This window comes from Sphingomonas sp. VDB2 (genome assembly GCF_047946695.1).
GTDB lineage: Bacteria > Pseudomonadota > Alphaproteobacteria > Sphingomonadales > Sphingomonadaceae > Sphingobium > Sphingobium bisphenolicum.
In genome coordinates, this window is record NZ_CP159615.1 from 793140 (window position 1) to 807330 (window position 14191).

A 14191-nucleotide genomic window follows, 5' to 3' on the forward strand; every position below is an offset into this window, starting at 1 on the left:
GATTTTCCGATGTTCCACGATATCACATCCGCCATCCGTCCGGCCCTCGTCATGACCTTGCTGTTCGCGCTACTGCTCGGCATTGCCTATCCGCTGGCGTTGACGGGGGCAGGGCAGGCGCTCTTCCCGGCCCAGGCCAATGGCAGCCTGGTGCGCGACAAGGGCGTCGTCATCGGCTCCACCGTCGTCGGTCAGGCTTTTACCTCGGACCGCTATTTTCACAGCCGGCCTTCAGCGGCGGGGAAGGGCTATGACGGCCTCGCCTCGTCCGGCTCCAACCTTGGCCCTACCAGCCAGGCGCTGGTCGACCGGGTGAAGGCCGATATCGCATCCTATAAGACTGCCACACCCGATCGCCCCGTTCCGTCCGATCTGGTGACAGCCTCCGCCTCGGGGCTTGACCCCGATATCAGCCCCGAGGCGGCTTTTTATCAGGTCGATCGCGTCGCCAAAGCGCGCGGCATAGACCCGCGGCAGGTCCGGTTGCTGGTTTCGGCCAGCGTCGAACGGCCGCTGCTGGGATTTCTGGGCGAAGCGCAGGTCAATCTGTTCGAACTGAATCGACGGCTGGACACGATTGGCGTTAAGCAGGCGCGGTGAACGACGCAGCGCGCCCGGACCCCGAAGCCTTTCTGCGCGTCGCCGCGCAGGAAGGCCGCGGGCGTCTGAAAATCTTCCTGGGTTCCGCGCCCGGCGTCGGCAAGACCTATGAGATGCTGACGGAAGGGGCGCAGCGCGCCAGGGCCGGAGTCGACGTGGTGGTCGGCGTCGTCGAGACCCATGGCCGGCGTGAGACGGAGGCGTTGGTTCATGGCCATGAACTGATCCCGCGCCAGATCGTCCCCCACCAGAATCACAGCCTGACCGAGATGGACATCGACGCCATTCTGGCGCGGCGTCCGCAACTGGCGCTGGTGGATGAACTGGCGCACAGCAATGCGCCGGGCAGTCGCCATCCCAAACGCTATCAGGATGTCGAAGAATTGCTGGCGGCGGGGATCGACGTCTATTCGACGCTGAACATCCAGCATCTCGAAAGCCTGAACGATGTCGTCGCCTCCTTCACCCGCGTCCGGGTGCGCGAGACCGTACCCGATAGCGTGCTGGAGGATGCGGAAATCGAGGTGGTGGACCTGCCCCCCGATGAACTCATCGAGCGGCTGAAGGACGGCAAAGTCTATATCCCGCAGGAGGCCAGCCGGGCGCTCACCCATTTCTTTTCAAAGTCGAACCTTACCGCGCTGCGCGAATTGGCGCTGCGCCGGGCGGCGCAGGCGGTGGACGCACAGATGCTGGACTATGTCCGCGCCCATGCGCTGGCCGGCAGCTTTGCGGTGGGGGAGCGGGTGGTCGTTGCGATCAGCGAGCAACCGAGCGCGCCGGGGCTGGTCCGCGCCGCCAAGCGGCTGGCCGACGCGCTGCGCGCGCCCTGGACCGCGGTGCATATCGAAACCCGTCGCAGCGCGATCCTGTCCGATGCGGAGCGGCAGGGGCTGGCCGAAACGCTGGCGCTGGCGTCGCGGCTGGGGGCGGCGACCGCCAGCATCCCCGCGCGCAATGTGGTCGAAGGGCTGCGCCGCTTTGCGGTGGAGGCGCGCGCGACGCAGATCGTCATCGGCAAATCCACCCGGTCCTGGTGGTTCGAATTGCGGCATGGATCGGTGGTCGACCGGCTGGTGCGCGACATCGGACGGGTGGCGGTGCATGTACTGCCATCGGACGAGGATGCGCCGACGCAGGTCCGTTCCAGGGCGATGACGGGCGGGTGGGGCAGGCCAGCCGATTATATCCTGACGTTGCTCGCGGTCGTGGCGATGACGGCGATCGGCCGGCTGCTGGTCGAGGCGATCGACCTGGGCAACATCGCCTTGCTCTACCTCGTCCCCGTCATGTTCGCGGCCGCCTCCTACGGCCTGCGCGCCGGATTGTTCGGCGGACTGGCGTCGAGCCTGGCCTATAATTTCTTCTTCCTGCCTCCGACAGGCACGCTGACGGTAAGCAACCCGGAAAATATCATCTCTATCCTGGTGCTGCTGGGCGTCGCCATCGTGACCGCGCAATTTGCCGCGGGCGTGCGCGCGCAGGCCAATCTCGCGGGGGAAAGCGCGCGGCAGAATGCGGCGCTGGCGGGCTTTTCCCGCCACCTGACTGTCGCGGCCAGCCAGGACGAACTCATGCAGGGCGTCTGCGCCGAAGTCGCCCGACTGCTCGACGTGCGCACGGTGTTGCTTACCCCATCCGCTATCGGGCCGACCCTGCGCGCTGCCTTTCCCCCCGAAGACCGGATGGAGCAGATCGAGAAGGCGGCAGCACAATGGGCGATGGACAATGTCCAGCCAGCCGGGCGCGGATCGTCCACCCTGACCGCGTCCGACTGGCTGTTCCATCCGCTCCATACCCAGCGGGGCGTGCTGGGGGTGCTTGGCATCGCGCGCGACGACGCCGGGCTGGCGCTGCGCCCCGACCAGATGCCGCTGCTCATCAGCCTGCTCGACCAGGCGGCGATCGCGCTCGATCGGATGGCGCTGGAAGAACAGATGCTGGACGTGCGCCATGTGCGCGAGCGCGACCGGCTGCGCGCGGCGTTGCTGTCCTCGGTCAGTCACGATCTGCGCACCCCGCTGACCACCATATTGTCGGCGGCGCAGGAATTGCGCCGGGATCATGCGCTGCCGCTGGCCGAACTGATCGAGGGGGAGGCGCTGCGGCTCAATCGTTTCGTCGCCAACCTGCTGGACATGGCGCGGGTCGAGGCCGGGGCGCTGCCGATGCGGATCGAGGCGACCGACCTGTTCGACGCGGTCGCCAGTGCGGTGCAGGACACCCGCCAGTCGCTCGCCGGTCGGGAGGTGAAGGTCGATATTCCGCCCGACATTCCGCTGGTCCGGGTCGATCCGGTCCTGTTGCACCATATTCTCTTGAACCTGCTCGACAATGCCGGGCGCTATGGCGATCCCGGCACGCCCGTCACCATCCACGGTGGCCGGACGGCCGACGCGCTGCTGCTGTCGGTGATCGACCAGGGGCCGGGCATCCCGCCGGGTGCGGAAAGCCGCCTGTTCGACAGTTTCACCCGTATCGAGGGGACCGATCGCGCCAAACATGGCACGGGTCTGGGCCTCGCCATCGTCAAGGGGTTCGCGCAAGCCATGGGATTGACTGCGCAGGCCGCCAATATCGATGATCCGCCGGGCGCCTGCTTCACCCTCCGCATCCCCGAAAATTGCATCATCAAGGATATGCCCCAGGACGACCGACCATGACCACCCGCCATAAAGTGCTGATCGTCGATGACGAACTACATATCCGCCGCCTGATCCATAGCGCGCTGGCTCGCGCCGATTATGAGACGGTGGAGGCGCAGGATGCGCGCGAGGCGCTCGACCGGCTGCGCGAGGCGTCGCCCGATATCGTTATCCTTGACCTGGGGCTGCCCGATCGCGACGGACTGGAACTGGTACCGCTGATCAAGCAGCGGTCCGACGCGACGCTGGTGGTCGTGTCCGCGCGCGAGGCGACCGAGCAGAAGGTGGCGGCGCTGGATCTGGGCGCCGACGATTATCTGACCAAGCCGTTCGACACCGACGAACTGCTGGCGCGGCTCCGCGTCGCGCTGCGCAACCGGCTGACGCGCGAGGGTGGCGTGTCGGCGGTCAAGGCGGGCGACGTGGAGATCGACCTGCTGGCGCGGATCGTGCGCAAGGGCGGCCATGAGGTGCATCTGACACCCAAGGAATATGGCGTGCTGGTCCAGTTGGCGAAATTTCCCGGCCGGGTCATCACCCATGGCCAGATCATGGCGCAGGTCTGGCCGCGCGAGGTCGAGCATCATGTCGAATATCTGCGCGTCCTGGTCCGCACGCTGCGCCACAAGCTGGAGGATGATCCGCAACGGCCGCAAATCATCGGCAACGAACCGGGCATCGGCTATCGGCTGAAGACGGATGGCGAGGGGGGATGATGGCGGAAGCGGTGGGATTCGAACCCACGGTGAGCTTACACCCACGGCGGTTTTCAAGACCGCTGCCTTAAACCACTCGGCCACACTTCCGTTGGGTCGCTTCCTAGCGCGCCGGGCGGCGATGCCAAGCAAAAATCGTCGCCCTCTCCGTTCGTCGTCTTAAGCGACCCGACCGGGCATTAAGGGGATTCACCTCGCGCCCCGCCTGTGCAACAACGGGAACATGAGGGATTCTTTGCGTTCATCCGTCCTGTCCTTGTTGCTGGGCCTTGCCACCGTCGTTGCTGGCAGCATCGCCGTGGGGCCAGCGCAGGCGCAGGATGGTGCGGATTTCCGCGCCTATCTGGAAAGCCTGCGGCCCAAGGCGCGGGCCATGGGCATTCGCGACGCCACGCTGGACAGCGTATTTCCGACGCTGACGCCCAATCCGCGCGTCGTGCAGCTCGACCAGAGCCAACCGGGCGGGGGCGCCTATTCCCCTATTCCCAATTTCGAGCCCTATCGCCGCCAGCATGTCGACGCCGCGCGGATCAGCCGGGGCCGAACCGCCTATCAGGCCAACCGGTCGCGGCTCGCCCGGATCGAGGCGGAGACGGGTGTGCCGGAGGAGATCATGGTCGCCATCTACGGCCATGAGACCAATTATGGCTCCTATACCGGCGATTTCGACCTGATCCGGTCGCTCGCGACGCTGGCGCATGAAGGGCGGCGGCGGGCCTTGTTCGAGCCGGAACTGCTTGCCACGCTCAAGATGCTGGACAATGGCGTGCCGCGCAGCCGGCTGGTCGGCAGTTGGGCGGGAGCGACGGGCTATCCGCAATTCCTGCCGTCCGTCTATCTGCGCATCGCCAAGGATGGCGATGGCGACGGGAAGGCTGACATCTGGACGAGCGAGGCCGATGCGCTGGCTTCCATCGCCAATTATTTCGTCCAGTCGGGATGGCGCAAGGGCCAGCCCTGGGGGGTTGCGGTCACTGTGCCGGCGAGTTTCAACCGCGCCGCCGTGGTCGCCAAGACCGAGCCTGCGCGTTGCCCGCGGGTGTTCAACCGGCACAGCCGCTGGCTGACGATGGCGGAATGGCGCAAGCTGGGGCTGTTCCCGGCCAGCGGCGTCTGGCCCGCGGACAATATGCTGGCGACGCTGCTGGAACCAGATGGGCCGGGCAAGACCGCCTATTTGCTGACCAGCAATTATCGGGCAATCCTGGATTATAATTGTTCCAACTTCTATGCCTTGTCGGTGGGATTGCTGGCGGATGCTGTCAAACAATAAGGGTCTGTTCGTCACGGCCATGATGCTGGCGCTGGCCGGTGGCGGGGCAGGTGCCGCGCAGCCGCAAAGGGCCGGTGCGATCGGATCGGGGCCGATGGTCGGCGATACGCCGGTCCCGTTGGGGCCGCCCTATAGGGTGGGTGGTGTAACCTATATACCGGCCGATCCGGTTTCCTATGACGAGGTCGGCTATGCCGGCACTGTCGAGGATGGCAGCCAGGGCGGCGCGACCGCGACGGGCGAAGCCTTCGTGCCCACCGCCATCACCGCCGCGCACAAGACCTTGCCCTTGCCCAGCTATGTCGAAGTGACGGCGCTGGACAGCGGCCGTACGATCCTGGTCCGGGTCAATGACCGGGGACCGATGCGGGGCGACCAGTTGATCGCACTGTCGCCGGGCGCTGCGGCGCAACTGGGCGTGACCGGAATGGCACCGGTGCGGGTGCGGCGGGTCAATCCGCCCGAGCAGGAACGCGCGGTGCTGCGCAGCCATGGCCAGGCGGCCGAGCGGCTGGAAACGCCGGCGGCCTTGCTCAAGGTGTTGCGCGGCAAGCTCGGTCCCTTGCGGATCGCGGCGACTCCGCCGACCCGCACGCCGGTCACGGCCAAGCCTAAGCCGGTGATCGCGCAGGCCAAGCCTGTCGGCGCCAGCCGGCCGGGCGCGGATTTCGATATGCCTGCGCCCAAACCCGTCGCGCAGCCGGCCAAGACGCCGCCAGCGCCCACGCCCGTGCCCGCTCCGCCGAAGACCGGCGGCTATGTCGTGCAGGTCGGCGCATTTTCCTCCCAGACCCGCGCCAACGCCCTCGCGCAGAAGCTGGGTGCGCGCGTCGAAGCCAGCGGCGGCATATGGCGCGTAAGGCTTGGGCCTTACGCCACCCAGCAGGCCGCGCAGGCCGGCGTACGGACGGCGGCAGCCAAGGGCTTTGAGAATGCCCGCATCATGGCTAATGACGCGCGATAGAGATCGCGCGCGACAAGCGATTCCATTCCAGTCAAAGGCAGTGCCCCGATGAAGAAATCCGTTGCAGTCCTCCTCGCCGCCGGGCTGCTGGCCCAGCCGCTGATCGCGGCCGCGCCGCCCTATACCAGCGAAGCGCCGATCGCCTATATGAAGGATCTGTCGTCGGGCGCAGTGCTGTACGACAAGGGAGGCGAGACCCGCATGCCCCCGGCGTCGCTGGCCAAGATGATGACCGCGCATGTCGCCTTTCGCCTGATTCAGAAGGGCGAACTGAAACTCGACACCAAATTCACCGTGCGCCCGGAAACCTGGAAGCAATGGCATGGGCCGCAGGCGGGTTCGACCATGTTCCTGTCCGCCGGCGAACAGGTGTCGGTCGAAAATCTGCTGCATGGTATCGTTACCCTGTCGGGCAATGACGCCTGCGTCGTGCTGGCGGAGGGCATTTCCGGGACGGAGCAGGCCTTCGTCGCGGCGATGAACGAGGAAGCCAAGCGGCTTGGCCTGAAGAACAGCCATTTCGGCACCAGCAATGGCTGGCCGGACGAAGGCGTGACCTATGTCACCGCCGAAGACCTCGCCAAGCTCGCCGAGGCGACGATCGTCGAGACGCCCGACCTCTACAAGCGTTTCTATGCCACCCGCGCCTTCACCTGGGGCAAGACCATGGGTGGGTCGGATATCGCGCAGGCCAATCGCAACCCGATCCTGGGCAAGATTCCCGGCGCCGACGGACTGAAAACCGGGCATACCGAGGAGGCCGGATATGGTTTCACGGGTTCTGCCGAACAGGATGGTCGTCGCCTGATCATCGTCACCGCTGGCTCCACCAGCTTCAACGGCCGCGCCACCGAAGCCGTCCGCTTCATGGACTGGGGCTTCAAGGCGTGGAAGGCGCAGCCTTTGTTCAAGAAGGGGCAGACGGTCGAAACGGCGGCCGTGCAACTGGGCAGCGCCACGAGCGTCGCGCTGGTCGCGCCGCAGAATCTGGCCGTTACCCTGCCGCGTACGGCGTCGGCCAACGTGCAGGTGAAGGTGGTCTATACCGGCCCGATCAAGGCGCCGATCGCCAAGGGGCAGCAGATCGCCCAGTTGATCGTCCAGACGCCGGACACGCCGCCGCAGATCATGCCGCTGGTCGCGGGTGACGATGTCGCCGAAGCGGGCTTTTTCGGCCGGTTGTGGAATGGCATGAAGTCGCTCCTCGCTTGAACCAAGGCAAGTTCATAAGCCTTGAAGGCGGCGAGGGCGCGGGCAAATCGACGCAGTTGCGCGCGCTGGCCGCTGCCCTGCGCGCGCGCGGGCTGGATGTGGTCGAGACGCGCGAGCCGGGCGGCAGCGACGGGGCGGAGGCGATCCGCGCCCTGCTGTTGACCGGCGGGGCCGACCGCTGGAGCCCGCGCGCCGAGGCTCTGCTGTTCGCGGCGGCGCGGGCGGACCATATCGAAAAGACGATCCGTCCGGCGCTGGTGCGGGGCGCGTGGGTGCTATCCGACCGGTTCCTCGATTCGAGCCGCGCCTATCAGGGGCAGGGCGCCTTGTCCGACGCCGACATATTGACGTTGCACAGGATCGGCAGCGACGGCTTTCTGCCCGACCGCACCCTGCTGCTGACGTTGCCCGAAGAAGAAGCGACCGGGCGGGCCAAGGCGCGTGACGGCGATGCCGAAGACCGGATCGGCGGGCGGGCGGGCGACTTTCATCGCGCCGTGGCCGACGCCTTCAGCCGCTTCGCGCGCGATGAGGGCGAACGCGTCCGTGCGATCGATGCGTCCGGCCCGGCCGAGGTCGTGACGATGCGGCTGCTCGACGCGATAGAAGACCTGCTGCCATGACCATGCTTCTGGGCCATGACGCACAGGCCCGCACGCTGATGGCCGCCGCGCAGAGCGGACGCATGCACCATGGCTGGATACTTGCCGGCCCCAAAGGCATCGGCAAGGGCAGCTTTGCCCGCGCGCTGGCGATGCGGCTGCTGGCCGACGCCGCCGGGCCGCCGATCGGTGGCGAAGGGTTGTCCGTGCCGGAAAACCACCAGACCCGTCGCCTGATCGAGGCGTCGGCCCATCCCGATTATGCCGAACTGGCGCCGCTGGAAAAGGATGGCGTTACCGCGCGCAACATCAGCGTCGATCAGGTGCGTGGACTGCAACGCCTGACCCAGTCTGCCCCGTCGCTGTCGCCGCGCCGCGTGGTGGTGGTCGACAGCGCCGACGATCTGGAACGCGGCGCGGCCAATGCGCTGCTCAAGACGCTGGAAGAGCCGCCGGCGGACATGATCTTCCTGTTGGTCAGCCATGCGCCGGGACGCTTGCTGCCGACGATCCGCTCGCGCTGCCGGACGCTGCGCTTCGATCCGCTGGATGCGGCGGCGATGCGGTCTGTACTGAAGGCGACGGACGAGACGCTGTCGCCCCAGGAAATGGACGCGCTGGTGCGCGCGGGGGAGGGGTCGCCTGGGCAGGCGCTGCGCTATGCGGGCCTCAATCTATCGGAGATCGAGCAGGCGCTTACCGCGCTGGCGACGCAGGGCGATCCGGGCAACCGCCAGCGGCTGGCGCTGGCCAAGGCGCTGGCGCTGAAATCGGCCAAGCCGCGCTACGAAGCCTTTCTGGAACGGGCGCCGGCCTTCATCGCCCAGGCGGCGCGGACCCGGCAGGGGCAGGCGTTGGGCACGGCGCTGGACCATTGGGAAAAGGCCCGGCATCTGGCGGGCGGCGCGGTGATCCTGTCGCTCGATCCGGCAGGCGTCGTGTTCGAGCTTGCCGGCCACGTCGCGGCGCTCGCACATCCGGGCTGAAAAGCGGCTTTGCGGCGACCCGAAATCGCTCTAGGGAAGCCCCATGTCCAAGCCCTTCACCATCACCACCGCCATTTCCTACCCCAATGGCCGTCCGCATATCGGCCATGCCTATGAAGTGATCGCCACTGACGCGGTCGCCCGGTTCCAGCGGATGATGGGCCGCGACGTCTTCTTCCAGACCGGCACCGACGAACATGGGCTGAAAATGGCCCAGACGGCGCGGGGCCGTGGCATCGAGCCGCGCGAACTAGCCGATGAAATGGCAGGCTATTTCAAGGCGATGAATGAGAGACTGAATATCAGTCATGATCGTTTCATCCGCACCAGCGAGCCGGATCATCACAGCGCCAGCCAGGCGATCTGGCAGGCGATGGAGGCCAATGGCGACCTGTATCTCGGCCGATATGAAGGCTGGTATTCGGTCCGCGACGAAGCCTTTTACGACGAGAAGGAAATCACCGACGGGGAGGGGGGCGTCAAGCTGTCCCCGCAAGGTACGCCGGTCGAATGGACGGTCGAGGAAAGCTGGTTCTTCCGCCTGTCGGCCTATCAGGACCGGCTGCTGGCGCTGTATGAGAGCCAGCCCGACTTCATCCAGCCCGATAGCCGCCGCAACGAAATCCTGCGCTTCGTCGAAGGCGGCCTGTCCGACCTCAGCGTGTCGCGCACCAGCTTCGACTGGGGCGTCAAGGTGCCCGGATCGGACGGTCATGTCATGTATGTGTGGGTCGATGCGCTGACCAATTATCTGACCGGCTGCGGCTATCCCGACGATGCTGAGCGGATGGCGCGTTACTGGGCCGAGGGCGGCGATATCACGCACATCATCGGCAAGGATATCGTGCGTTTTCATGCCGTTTACTGGCCGGCCTTCCTGATGAGCGCGAAGCTGCCTTTGCCCCGCCATGTCTTCGGCCATGGCTTCCTGCTCAACCGCGGCGAGAAGATGTCGAAGTCCGTCGGCAACGTCGCCGATCCGATGGAACTGGCCGACCGCTTCGGCGTGGATCAGTTGCGCTATTTCCTGCTGTCCGAAGTCACCTTCGGCAATGATGGCAGCTATAGCGCGGAGGCGATCGTCGCGCGTTCGAACAGCGATCTGGCCAACAGCTTCGGCAACCTGGCGCAGCGGACCTTGAGCTTCATCGCCAAGAATCTGGAGGGCCGTCTGCCCGAGCCGGCGCCACAGGATGTCGACAGCGACCTGCTTAAGACGGTGGCCGATGCCGCCGCGACCTTCCAGACCGCCATGGTCGATCTGGCCCCTTCGGTCGCGATCGAGGCGTGGATGCGCGCCGTGTTCGCCTGTAATGCCTATATTGACGCGCAGGCGCCCTGGGCGCTGCGTAAGACCGATCCGGCGCGGATGGAGGCGGTGCTCGCCACACTTTACGAGGCGATCGCCAGTCTGGCCATCATGATCCAGCCGGTCATCCCGGCCAGCGCCGCCGCCTTGCTCGACCAGATGGGGCTGGACGACAACGGACGCGGCTATGACGTCATCGGTGGAGATTTCTACGCCGAGTTGCGGAGTGCCGGTTTCACGCTCAGCCCGCCCAAGCCGCTGTTCCCCCGCCTGGAACTGCCGGTAGAGGATGCCTGAACCCATGCTGATCGACAGCCATTGCCACCTGAATTACAAGGGTTTGATCGAGGATCAGGCCAATGTGCTGGAACGATCGCGGGCCGCTGGCGTCGACCTCATGCTCAATATCGCGACGCGCGAAAGCGAGTGGGACGATGTGTTGGGCACGGCGATCCGCGAGCCGGACGTCTGGGCGACGGTCGGCATCCACCCGCATGAGGCGGACGAGCATCCCCATATCGATACCGCCAAGCTGGTCGAACGCGCGGCGCATCCGCGCGTGGTCGGCATCGGCGAAACCGGGCTGGATTATTATTACGACCATAGCGATCGGGCGCGGCAGCAGAAGAGCTTCCGGTCCCACATCGTCGCGGCGCGCGACACTGGCCTGCCGCTGATCGTTCATACCCGCGACGCGGAGGACGATACGTTGGCCATCATGCGCGACGAGATGGGGAAGGGGGCCTATAGCGGTGTCATCCATTGCTTCACCGCCAGCGGCGCCTTTGCCGATGCGGCGATGGAACTGGGCTTCTATATCAGCATTTCGGGCATCGTGACGTTCAAGAGCGCGAAGGATCTGCAGGAGACGGCGGCGCGGCTGCCGATCGACCGGCTGCTGGTGGAAACGGACTCGCCCTTTCTCGCGCCGGTGCCGCATCGCGGCCGCCCGTGCGAGCCGGCCTATGTCGCCGACACCGCCAGATTCCTGGCCAATCTGCGTGGTGAAAGCATCGAGGAGCTGGCGGCGGCGACGTCGGCCAATTTCCGCACCTTGTTTAGCAAGGTCGCATGAGCCTGAAGCTCACGATCCTGGGCAGCGGCACATCCTCCGGCGTGCCACGGATCGGCAATGACTGGGGCGACTGCGACCCCGCGGAACCGAAAAACCGGCGGACGCGGGTGTCCATCCTGGTGGAAAGCCCGACCACGCGCATTCTGGTCGATACCTCGCCCGATATGCGCGCTCAGTTGCTGGCCGCCGACGTGATCCGGATCGATGCGATCCTGTGGACGCACGACCATGCCGATCACAGCCATGGTATCGACGACGTGCGCCAGCTTTTCCACCATCGCCGCACGCCCGTTCCGGGCTATGCGCGCCCGCAGACGCTAAAGCTGCTGTCGGAGCGGTTCGCCTATGCGTTCGAAGGGCGCAACGGCTATCACCCGACCATAGAGCCGCACGTCCTGCCCGACGGGCTGCGGATCGGCGACATCGACATCGCCTGTGTCGACCAGCCCCATGGCGACATCTATTCCACCGGCTTCCGCTTCAGCCATGGCGGCCGGTCGGTCGGCTATGCCACGGATTTCCATGCGCTGACGCCGGACATGCTGGCGCTCTATGACGGCCTCGACGTCTGGGTGGTCGATGCGCTGCGGGCCAAGCCGCACCCGACTCATCCGCATCTGGCGCTGACGCTGGACGGTATCAGCGCCACCCGGCCGAGTCTGGCGATCCTGACCCATATGGACCAGAGCATGGATTATGCGACATTGATCGGCACGCTACCCCAGGGCGTGGAGCCGGGCTATGACGGCATGGTGGTGGCGCTGGACGCGAAAGAGCAGGGGGCCTGAATGGACAGCACGGATCAGGCGGCCTCGACCATCTGGTATGTGCTGGCGCTCGTGCTGGTCGGGTCCGCGCTGGTCGGGCGGCAGATGGCCTGGGGGAGCCTGCTGCGCATGGCGTTGCTGTGGGTCGCGATCTTCGCTGGCCTGCTGGGCCTGTTCAAATTCGCCCAGACGCAAGGCTATCTGACCGGACGCTGGGCGGAGGAAGGGGATATGGCCGCCCCCGACGAAGCGCCGGCTGCATTGCCCAAGGCCCGGACCGAGGGACAGGCGCTGCGCATCCCGGTCGCGCCGGACGGTCATTATTGGGTCGAGGCGACGATCAACGGCACGTCCGCGCGTTTTCTAATCGACAGCGGCGCGACCGTCACCGCTCTGTCCGAAAATACGGCCCGCGCCGCCGGCCTCAACTATGATGTCGGCGAACCGGGCGTCATCATGACCACCGCCAATGGCAAGGTGACGGCGAAGCGGTCGAGCATCGCTACCCTCGCCATCGGTCCCATTTCGGCGAGCGACCTGCCCGTGGTCGTGTCGCCCGCCTTCGGGGAGGTCAATGTCATCGGCATGAACATGCTGTCGCGCCTGAAAAGCTGGGGCGTGCAGGACGGCGCCATGGTTCTGACGCCATGAACGCAGAGACCGCTTCGATCGAGACGAGCGCGCCCACGCAGGGGCAACGGCTCAAGGCCATTATCGGCGGGTCCACCGGCAATCTGGTGGAATGGTATGACTGGTATGCCTATTCCGCCTTCACCCTTTATTTCGCGCCGCATTTCTTCCCCAGCGAGGATCGCACCGCGCAACTGCTGAGCGCGGCGGGCATCTTCGCCGTCGGCTTCCTGATGCGGCCGATCGGGGCGTGGCTGATGGGCGTCTATGCCGATCGTCATGGGCGCAAGAGCGGCCTGACCCTGTCGGTGGCGTTGATGTGCGTGGGATCGCTGCTGATCGCGGTGACGCCGGGTTATGAAACGATCGGAGTCGCCGCGCCGCTGATGCTGGTGCTGGCGCGGCTGATGCAGGGATTGTCGATCGGCGGCGAATATGGCGCGAGCGCGACCTATCTGTCGGAAATGGCAGGGAAGAACCGGCGCGGCTTCTTTTCCAGCTTCCAATATGTGACGCTGATCGCGGGGCAGTTGGTCGCGATCTGCGTGCTGTTGCTGCTGCAGGCGACGCTGACCGAAGCGCAACTCGACGCCTGGGGATGGCGCATACCCTTCTTCATCGGCGGGCTGCTGGCGGTCATCGTGTTCTGGCTGCGGCGCGGGCTGGCGGAAACGCAGAGCTTTGCCGTGGCCAAGGCGGCGGGCGCCCCCAGATCGGGCTTCGTCGAACTCATCACCAACCATCCGCGCGAGACGCTGACGGTGATGCTGCTGACGGCGGGCGGAACGATCGCTTTCTACGCCTACAGTATCTACATGCAGAAATTCCTGGTCAACACCAGTGGCCTCAGCCGCGAAGTCGCGTCGCAGATCAACGCGGCGACGCTGTTCGCGTTCATGCTGTTGCAGCCTGTTGCGGGCGCCTTGTCCGACCGGATCGGCCGCAAGCCGCTGATGATCGGCTTCGGCGTCATGGGCATGCTGTGCACCTATCCGATCTTCGCGACGCTGGCGGTGACGAAAGACCCGCTTGTCGCCGGGCTGCTGGTGATGGCGGGCCTGGTCATCGTGACCGGCTATACGTCGATCAATGCGGTGGTGAAGGCGGAGCTGTTTCCGGCGCACATCCGCGCGCTGGGCGTGGCGCTGCCTTATGCGCTGGCCAATACCTTGTTCGGCGGGACGGCGGAATTCGTCGCCTTATGGTTCAAGCAGGCCGGCATGGAGCAGGCTTTCTACATCTATGTCACGGTGATGATCGCCATATCGCTGAGCGTATATGTGAAGATGCGGGACACGGCCAAACACAGCCAGATTCGCGAGGATTGAAGGCGCTGCGACAGCGAGCTGGACAGTTGTACGCGACCGCGACGTGCGATAAATTTAACATAAGATATATTATCGAACTTATTT

At 65.7% G+C, this 14191-nt stretch carries 13 protein-coding genes and 1 tRNA gene; 13 read left to right on the forward strand and 1 reads right to left on the reverse strand.

What is annotated here, in order from left to right:
- Positions 1-9: 9 nt before the first annotated feature.
- Genes kdpC through ABT375_RS04005 form a run of 3 tightly spaced genes read left to right on the forward strand, consistent with a single transcriptional unit; the run spans position 10 to position 3961 of the window.
- The gene (kdpC, locus tag ABT375_RS03995) at positions 10-600 is read left to right on the forward strand and encodes a potassium-transporting ATPase subunit KdpC (RefSeq protein ID WP_416464205.1); all 591 of its coding nucleotides are present in this window, start codon (positions 10-12) and stop codon (positions 598-600) included.
- Positions 597-3263: a DUF4118 domain-containing protein gene (locus ABT375_RS04000; protein ID WP_416464206.1), complete on the forward strand. Its 2667-nt coding sequence runs from the start codon at positions 597-599 to the stop codon at positions 3261-3263. The genes kdpC and ABT375_RS04000 overlap by 4 nt, the downstream gene beginning before the upstream one ends.
- A complete protein-coding gene (locus tag ABT375_RS04005) occupies positions 3260-3961 on the forward strand; it encodes a response regulator (RefSeq protein ID WP_416464207.1) in 702 nt (233 codons plus the stop codon). Before ABT375_RS04000 ends, ABT375_RS04005 begins: the two co-directional genes overlap by 4 nt.
- On the opposite strand, the gene ABT375_RS04010 is transcribed toward ABT375_RS04005, so the two are convergent.
- A tRNA-Ser gene (locus ABT375_RS04010) sits at positions 3962-4051 on the reverse strand. It lies immediately after the preceding gene.
- Positions 4052-4184: 133 nt separating this feature from the next.
- On the opposite strand from ABT375_RS04010, the gene ABT375_RS04015 reads away from it, so the two are divergent.
- From ABT375_RS04015 to ABT375_RS04060, 10 genes are read left to right on the forward strand one after another with little or no spacing between them, the layout of a single operon-like run.
- Entirely contained in the window at positions 4185-5234 is a 1050-nt protein-coding gene (locus ABT375_RS04015; protein ID WP_224546194.1) for a lytic murein transglycosylase, read from the forward strand.
- A complete protein-coding gene (locus ABT375_RS04020) occupies positions 5218-6198 on the forward strand; it encodes an RlpA-like double-psi beta-barrel domain-containing protein (RefSeq protein WP_416464208.1) in 981 nt (326 codons plus the stop codon). Before ABT375_RS04015 ends, ABT375_RS04020 begins: the two co-directional genes overlap by 17 nt.
- A 48-nt stretch (positions 6199-6246) precedes the next feature.
- The gene (locus ABT375_RS04025) at positions 6247-7410 is read left to right on the forward strand and encodes a D-alanyl-D-alanine carboxypeptidase family protein (RefSeq protein WP_416464209.1); all 1164 of its coding nucleotides are present in this window, start codon (positions 6247-6249) and stop codon (positions 7408-7410) included.
- Positions 7407-8033 carry a dTMP kinase gene (gene tmk / locus ABT375_RS04030; RefSeq protein WP_416464210.1) on the forward strand — a complete coding sequence of 209 codons (627 nt, stop codon included), beginning with the start codon at positions 7407-7409 and terminating at the stop codon, positions 8031-8033. The genes ABT375_RS04025 and tmk overlap by 4 nt, the downstream gene beginning before the upstream one ends.
- Positions 8030-8998 (forward strand): AAA family ATPase, encoded by a 969-nt coding sequence (locus tag ABT375_RS04035; RefSeq protein WP_416464211.1) that lies wholly within the window; start codon positions 8030-8032, stop codon positions 8996-8998. Before tmk ends, ABT375_RS04035 begins: the two co-directional genes overlap by 4 nt.
- 43 nt (positions 8999-9041) lie before the next feature.
- Entirely contained in the window at positions 9042-10604 is a 1563-nt protein-coding gene (gene metG, locus ABT375_RS04040) for a methionine--tRNA ligase (protein WP_416464212.1), read from the forward strand.
- A 4-nt stretch (positions 10605-10608) separates the two neighbouring features.
- Positions 10609-11382 carry a TatD family hydrolase gene (locus ABT375_RS04045; RefSeq protein WP_416464843.1) on the forward strand — a complete coding sequence of 258 codons (774 nt, stop codon included), beginning with the start codon at positions 10609-10611 and terminating at the stop codon, positions 11380-11382.
- On the forward strand, positions 11379-12170 hold the full coding sequence (locus ABT375_RS04050; protein ID WP_416464213.1) for an MBL fold metallo-hydrolase: 792 nt from the start codon (positions 11379-11381) through the stop codon (positions 12168-12170). Before ABT375_RS04045 ends, ABT375_RS04050 begins: the two co-directional genes overlap by 4 nt.
- Positions 12171-12800, forward strand: coding sequence for a retropepsin-like aspartic protease family protein (locus ABT375_RS04055; RefSeq protein WP_261934573.1), 630 nt, complete (start codon positions 12171-12173; stop codon positions 12798-12800).
- On the forward strand, positions 12797-14107 hold the full coding sequence (locus ABT375_RS04060; protein ID WP_416464214.1) for an MFS transporter: 1311 nt from the start codon (positions 12797-12799) through the stop codon (positions 14105-14107). The genes ABT375_RS04055 and ABT375_RS04060 overlap by 4 nt, the downstream gene beginning before the upstream one ends.
- Positions 14108-14191: the final 84 nt, after the last annotated feature.